This window comes from Nonomuraea sp. MG754425, from assembly GCF_021699195.1.
Lineage (GTDB): Bacteria > Actinomycetota > Actinomycetes > Streptosporangiales > Streptosporangiaceae > Nonomuraea.
In genome coordinates this window covers 1-7,337 of sequence record NZ_SSXE01000308.1, presented here as the reverse complement: position 1 = coordinate 7,337, position 7,337 = coordinate 1, and the positions used below count along the sequence as shown (strand labels likewise).

At 76.5% G+C, this 7,337-nt stretch carries 3 protein-coding genes; all 3 read right to left on the bottom strand.

The genetic code is table 11. The features are described 5' to 3' along the window. The coding region (locus tag FAF44_RS50990) for a condensation domain-containing protein (RefSeq protein WP_237110725.1) at positions 1-1,623 on the bottom strand (1,623 nt) is incomplete at its 3' end. After that, positions 1,620-6,116: an amino acid adenylation domain-containing protein gene (locus FAF44_RS50985; protein ID WP_237110724.1), complete on the bottom strand. Its 4,497-nt coding sequence runs from the start codon at positions 6,114-6,116 to the stop codon at positions 1,620-1,622. The genes FAF44_RS50990 and FAF44_RS50985, both read right to left, overlap by 4 nt. Before the next feature lie 84 nt (positions 6,117-6,200). After that, a complete protein-coding gene (locus FAF44_RS50980; RefSeq protein ID WP_237110723.1) occupies positions 6,201-7,262 on the bottom strand; it encodes a MupA/Atu3671 family FMN-dependent luciferase-like monooxygenase in 1,062 nt (353 codons plus the stop codon). Positions 7,263-7,337 lie beyond the last annotated feature (75 nt).

Below are 7,337 nucleotides of genomic sequence, written 5' to 3'. Positions count from 1 at the left end.
CCCCCGCACCAGCCCGCGTCCCGCCTCAGGCCCGGCCGCGCGCTCGTCCAGCCGCGTCAGGACGAGTCGCGCGCCGCTGTCCGCCAGCAGCCACGCCAGCCGGGCCTTCGGCTGGCCGGGGTCCAGCGGCACGTAGCAGCCGCCCGCCTTGAGCACCGCGAGCTGGGCGACCACCAGCTCCGGCGAGCGCTCCATGAGCAGGGCGACCGGCGTCTCCGGGACCAGGTCCAGCCGTGCGGCCACCCGGTCGGAGCGGGCGTCCAGCTCGGCGTAGGTGAGCGTGTGCCCGCCATGCTCGACGGCCACCGCGTCCGGCGTCCGCGCCGCCTGCGCCGCGAACCGCTCCGGCACCGACCCGCCGGCCGCCTCCCGGCCCGTGCCGCCCCAGGACGCCAGCAGCCGGTGCTCCCCGGGCGGCAGCACGTCGGCCCCGTCCGGCTCCGCCGCCTCCAGCGCCCGGACGAACCGGGCCAGCACCGCCTCGGCCTCCGCCCGGGACACCAGGTCGGGACGGTGACCGAGCCGCAGCCAGAGCCGCTCACCCGCCACGACCGTCAGCGTGAGCGGGTAGTGGGTGGCGTCGTGCACGCCGGTCAGCCGCAGGCCGTCGAGCTCGGTCAGGCCGTCACGGGGATAGTTCTCGAAGGCCAGCAGCGTGTCGAACAGCTCCCCGGCCCCGCGCCGCACGTCCGCGAGCCGCACGTGATGGTACGGGGTGAGCCGGGCCTGTTCGTCCTGCAGCCGCCGCAGCAGGCCGGGCCCGCCGGTCCTGACGCGTACCGGCAGGGTGTTGACGAACAGCCCCACCATCGACTCCACGCCCGCCACCTCCGGCGGACGCCCGGACACCACCGCCCCGAACACCACGTCGTCGCGCCCGGTCATCCGCGCCAGCACCAGTCCCCACGCCGCCTGCGCCAGCGTGTTGACCGTCACCCCGGCCGCGCGGGCGCGCCGCCGCACCGCCCGGCTCAGCTCGTCCGGCAGCTCGCGCTCGACCGCCTCCTGCCGCAGGCTCGCCATGCCCGCCCCCGGCCGCAGCAGGGTCGGGCCCGCCAGCCCGTCGAGCGCCTCCCGCCAGGCCCGCAGCGCCCGCTCGCCGTCCTGGTCGCGCAGCCAGGCCAGGTAGTCGCGGTACGGGGGCGCGGCGGGCGGCTCGGGCCCGCCCGCGTACAGGGCGGCCAGCTCGCGGGCCAGGATCGGCATCGACCAGCCGTCCACCAGCAGGTGGTGCAGGGTCAGCACCAGCTCGCGTCCCCGGACGAGCGTGGCGCGCACCAGCGGCGGCCTCGTCACGTCGAACGGGCGCAGCAGGTCGGCCTCCAGCAGCCGCTCCAGTTCGGCCTCCGACGGCGGGTCCACCTCCGTCCACGGCAGGCGGACGCGGTGCGGCACGAGCTGCACCGGACGGTCGAGGCCCTTGTGCCGGAAGCAGACGCGCAGGCCGGGGTGGCGTTCGAGCAGGCGCTCCACCGCCGCGCGCAGCCCGGCCCGGTCGGGCTCGCCGCCAACGGCGAACCTGGCCTGCACGACGTACGCGTCGCCGCCGCCGTACAGGGCGTGGAAGAGCAGGCCCTCCTGGGCGGGGGAGAGCGGCAGCACGTCGGCCGGCCTGCCGCTCACCAGTCGCCGTCCAGGTCCGCTTCGAGAGCCTCTATCTGGGCCTGGGTCAGCTCGACCAGCGGGAAGTCGGAGCTGGTCGAGCCGCCCGCGCCGCCGTGGCCGGCCAGCTCGGACAGCGCCGCCTCCCAGCCCTCGGCCAGATCGGCGACGCGCTCGTGGGTGAGCAGCCCGGCCGCGTACGACCAGCTCGCGGTCAGGCGGGTGCCGTCGCCGCCGGTCAGGGTCACGGCGTCCAGCTCCACCGCGTACGCCATCGGGGCCTGCGGCATGCCGACGAGCTCGCCGTCGAACCGGCCGAGGTAGTTGAAGCGCAGGTCGGGGGCGGGCAGGGCGGCCAGCACGGACGCCGTGTCGCGGTTGAGGTGACGCAGCAGGCCGTAGCCGAGGCCCGCGCCGGGCAGGGCGCGCAGGGTCTCCTTGACGCGTTTGAGCGCGTCGGCGGGGTCGCCGGAGGCGTCGAGGCTGACCGGGTACTGGGTGGTGAACCAGCCGACCGTGCCGGAGACGTCGGCGTCGTCGGTGACCGGGTCGCGGCCGTGCCCCTCCACCTCGACCAGGACGTTCGCGCCGCCGCCGCGCCAGCGGGTCACGGCCATGGCGAGGGCGGTGAGCAGCACCTCGTTCGGGCCGCAGCGGAAGGCGGCGGGCAGATGGGTGACGGCCTGCTCGGTGAGGCCGGGCGGGAGCGTCCTGGTGAGGACCTCCCGCCGGCCGCTCACCCGGCTGGCTCTCCGGTCCGGGGGCAGCAGGGGCGCGCCTTCCGTCGCCATGCGCTGCCACAGGGGCAGCTCGGCGGCCACCCGGTCCGGGCGCTCCGCCTCTGCGGCGAGCAGGCGGGCCCAGCGGCCGAACGAGGTGCCCGGGGCCGGGACGCCGGCCGGGGCCGGGTCGTCGAGGAGGGCGGCCAGCTCCGGGCCGAGGATGCGCCAGGAGACGGCGTCCACGGCCAGGTGATGGGCGGTGACCCGGAGCCGTCCTGGCTGCTCCCAGGTGGCGGCGATCATCTGCCCGCGCTCCGGATCCGGCCGCGCCGCCGGCCCCGCCGGGTCGTGCGGCGACGCCGGCACGCGGGTGAACGGCACGTCCGGGGCGTGTTCCGGGGGCGGGACGTCGAGTGTCCAGTCGTCCGCGTGGCGTGACAGGCGCATCCGCAGGGCCGGGTGCCGGGCCGTCAGGGCGCGCAGGGCCGTCCTGACGCGCTCCTCGTCGCAGCCCTCGGGCACGGGCACCACCAGGGACTGGGTGAAGTCCTCCAGCGGGCCGCCGTGCTCGCGCCACCAGTGCATGATCGGCGTGATCGGGAACCGGCCGACGGGGGAGTCCGCGACGGCGGGCGGCGCGACGCGGGCCAGGGCCGCCAGCGCGGCCGGGGTCCGCGCGACGAACACCTCGCGCGGGGTGAGCCCGAGCCCGCGCTCCCGCGCCCGGCTGACGAGCTGGATCGCCGTGACGCTGTCACCGCCCAGCCGGAAGAAGTCGTCCTCGGCCCCGACCCCGGGCAGCCCGAGCAGCTCGGCGACGAGCCCGCACAGGACCGACTCGCGTTCGGTGGCCGGCTCGCGTGAGCCTGCCGCCGGGGCGCCCGGGGCGGGCAGCGCGGCCCGGTCGAGCTTGCCCTGCGGTGTCAGCGGCAGCGCGTCCACCAGCACGAAGTCGCCCGGCACCAGGTGCGCCGGCAGGGCCGCCACGGCGTGCGCGAGCACCTCGCCGGTGTCGCACCCGGCCGCCGGACGGGGCACGAGGTAGGCGACGAGGCGGCCGTCGTGCAGCGCGACCGCCGCCCGGGAGACCGACCCGTGCGCCGCGAGCACCGCCTCGACCTCGGCCGGTTCGACGCGCAGCCCGCGCACCTTCACCTGGTCGTCGGCCCGGCCGAGGAACTGGAGCTGCCCGTCGGGACGCCGGTGGACGAGGTCGCCGGTGCGGTACATGCGCTCGCCCGGCGGCCCGTACGGGTCGGCGACGAACCGCTCCGAGGTGAGGCCGGGACGGCCGAGATAGCCGCGCGCGACCCCCGGGCCCGCCACGTACAGCTCCCCGGGCACCCCGACGGGCACCGGGCGCAGGCGGGCGTCCAGGACGTGCAGGCGGGTGCCGGACAGCGGGCGGCCGATCGGGGGGAACGTCCCGTCCGGGACGAGCGGGTCGCTGACACTGGCGGCGACCGTGGTCTCCGTCGGCCCGTACGCGTTCCAGAAGGCCCGGCCCGCCCACGCCGACACCAGCTCGGGCGGGCACACGTCGGCCCCGGAGGCGACGCCGCGCAGATCGGGGTAGTCGCCGGGCGGGAGCGTCGCCAGTATCGCCGGGGGGATCAGCCCGAACGTGACCCGGCCCGCCCGCAGCACCCGCGCCAGGTCGGCGCCCACCACCGGCCCGGGGGACGGCAGGACGAGCGTGCCGCCGGAGCCGAACGCCATGCACAGCTCGGCCACCGAGATGTCGAACGTCGGCGCCCCCAGGTGCAGCACCCTGCTGTCCGCGCCGAGATCGAAGCACGCCACCAGCGAGCGGGTCAGGGCGGCGACGCCCGTGTGGCTCACCACGACGCCCTTGGGCCGTCCGGTGGAGCCCGAGGTGTAGATCACCCAGGCCGCGCTCCGAGGGTCGATGTCCGGAAATTTCGGGTGTGGGGCTGACTCCCGGGGCGAGACGCGCTCCACGCCGAGGCCCGGCAGCGTGCCCGGCTCCGCCACGAGCAGGACGGCTCCGGCGTCCTCCACCAGGTACGCCAGCCGCCCGGCGGGATGGCCGGGATCGAGCGGCAGGTACGCCCCTCCGGCCCGCTGCACCGCCAGGATCGCCACCACCATGTCCACGGACCGTCCCAGCCCCAGCGCCACCACCCGCTCGGGACCCGCCCCGCGCCGCGCCAGGGCGGCGGCCAGCCCGTCCACCCGCTCGGCCAGCTCCCGGTAGGTGAGCCGCCCGCCGCCGGACTCCACGGCCACGGCGTCGGGCCTGCGCCCGGCCTGCCGCGCCACCAGGCCGTACAAGGTCGTGGCGGGCAGGTCGTCAGGCACGGCGGCGGGGGTGCTTTCCTCCGGCACCAGCCGCGCCGCCCCCACGGGCGCGTCCGGCTCGGCCACCAGGGAGCCGAGCAGCGTCGTGAAGCCGGCGGCCCAGGCCCGCACGACCTCGGGCGGGTACAGGTCGGTGCGCACCTCCAGGCTCGCCTCGAACCCGTCGTCGCCGTCGCGGACGATCCCGATGAGATCGTGCTCCCCGCCGGTGTGCACCCGCTCGGGGTCGGCGATCTCCCGCAGCCGGGCCACGCTCTCCTGGCGCGGCAGGTGCATGAACACCCACCGGAACAGCGGTGACCGCCCCGCCACCCGCTCGGGGTCCAGCGCCCGCACGATCCGCCCCACGGGGACGTCGGAGTGCGCCAGCAGCTCGGGGAACTCGGCGGTGAAGCGTCCCAGCAGCTCGGCGAACGTCGTGCCCGCGCCGATGCGCCAGCGCACCGGCACCGAGTTCACGACGTACCCGATGACGCGGTCCAGCCCCTTGGCGGACCTGTTGGCCACGGGCGTGCCGGTGATCAGGTCGGGCTCCCCGGAGAGCCGGTGCGCGAAGACCGCGAACGCCGTCATCAGCACCCCGTACACGGTGGCCCCGCGCTGCCTGGCCAGCGCGCGCACGGCGGCCTCGACGCGGGCCTCGACGCGGAAGGCGATCTGCTCGACGCCGAAGCCGCCGTCCGGCCCGCTCACCGTCGGCCCGCTCACCGTAGGCGCCGTGGCGCCCGCGCCGCCGACGGTGAGCGGTCTCGGCGGGTCCGCCAGGTAGCCGCGCCACCAGCGGAGCTGGGCGTCGAACACCCCGGACGCCTCCAGCTCGCGCTGCCAGCCGGCGAAGTCGGCGTACTGGATCGAGGGGCGGCGCAGGCGCGGCGGGACCCCGTCACGTACGGCGTGGTACGCCTCGGCGAGTTCGCCTTGCAGCACGCCGAACGACCACCAGTCCGTCGCGATGTGGTGCAGCGCCAGGACGAGCGTGGCCCGCGTGTCGTCCACGGTGATGAACCGGCCCCTGATCAGCGGCCCGCCGTCCAGCGTGAACGGCCGGCGGCTGAAGGCGTGCAGCGCCTCGCGCACACTGACGCCGGTGCCGCGCAGGTCGAGCCGCTCCAGCTTGAACGGCTCCGCCGGCGCGCACTCCACCCGCAGATCGTCCACCTCGCCGGTGACGCGCATGCGCAGGCCGTCGTGGTGCCCCAGGACGACGGTCAGCGCCGCCTCCAGGTCGGCCGGGTCCACGGGCGTGTCGAAGTGGTAGGAGCAGCACAGGTTGAGCGCGGCGGTGCCCGGATAGAGCGACTCGAACACCCACAGGTCCTCCTGCGCCGGGCTGAGCCGCACCGGACGGGCGGGGTCGCGCGGGGGCACGACGTCGGGCACCGCCTCCAGCCGGCCCGCCTCCACGAGGCGGCGCAGCAGCGCCACCCGCCGCTCGCCGCCCAGCGCGGCGAACCGGTCAGCGGTGCTCATGGGCCCTCCTGGCTTCAGGAGGCGCGGCCGGTCGGTCAGCGGTGGTCATGGGTCCTCCCGGCTTCAGGAGGCGCGGCCGGTCGGTCAGCGGTGCTCATGCGCTCTTCCCTCCTCCAGGAGGCCCGCCAGCCGCTCCAGGCCGGCGAGGACCTCGTCCCCGGCGAGTCCGAAGTCGACGAAGCAGGCCACCTCGTCGCAGCCCAGGTCGGCCAGGTCGGCCAGGCTCTTGCGGCACGTCCCGGGCGAGCCGATCAGGCTCCCCCAGGTCAGGTGGCGCCGGAAGGCGAACTCGGTGAGCGTGCCGAGCTGCGCCTCGTTCAGCGTCGCGGCCCGCCCGCCGGCCCCCTTGTCGGTGGCGCTCTGGGCGACGTACGACCGCAGGTACGCCTTGAGCGGCCCGCCCGCCCGCCGCCTGGCCGTCTCGTCGGAGTCGGCCACGTACGTGTGGGCCATGAGCGTGACCGTGCCCCTGGGCGGGGTGCCAGGCTGCTCGGGGGCGGCGGCGTAGGCGTCGCGGTAGCGCCGGATCTTCCCGGCCAGCTCCTCGCGGGTCTGGCCGACGGTGGCGGCGAGCACGTTCGTACGCATGCGCCCGGCCGCCTCCCACGTCCGCACGCTGCCCGAGGTGGTGGTCCACAGGGGCAGGACGGCGGAGTACGGCCTCGGCTGCGTCGTCACCGCCACCCGCTCGCCGGCTCCGTCGGTGAACTCCACGGCCTCGCCCGCCCACAGCCGCCGCAGCAGGGCGAGATCGCGGAAGGCGCTTTCCCTGCGGTCGTCGTACGCGCCGGGGGCGAGCACGAAGTCCTTGGTGTGCCAGCCGCTGGCCACGGACACGCCGATCCGGCCGCGTGACAGGTTGTCCAGGACGGCCCAGTCCTCGGCGACCCGCAGCGGGTGGTGCAGGGGGAGCACGAGGCTGCCCGCGCGCAGGTGGATGCGTTCGGTGGCGGTGGCCAGGGCGGCGCTGAGCAGGGCGGGGTTGGGGAAGACCTGGCCGACCTGCTGGAAGTGCCGTTCGGGGGTCCAGACGGCGGTGAAGCCGAGCCGGTCGGCCGCCCGGGTGATGGCCAGGACGTCGTCATACTTGGCGGCGTGTCCGTCGCCGGCGTCGTCGGCGCCGAAGAACATCACGCTGAGGTCCATGGACGTGCTCCTCACCGGGGGCGGATGCGCGGGGTTCTGGGCAGGCGGGCGATGGCGGGCTCCGGCCGCGCGGGG

Excerpts from the sequence above, each read along its gene's own strand:
- FAF44_RS50985 (WP_237110724.1), bottom strand. The coding sequence starts at position 6,116 with ATGAGCACCGCTGACCGGTTCGCCGCGCTGGGCGGCGAGCGGCGGGTG.
- FAF44_RS50980 (WP_237110723.1), bottom strand. The coding sequence starts at position 7,262 with ATGGACCTCAGCGTGATGTTCTTCGGCGCCGACGACGCCGGCGACGGA.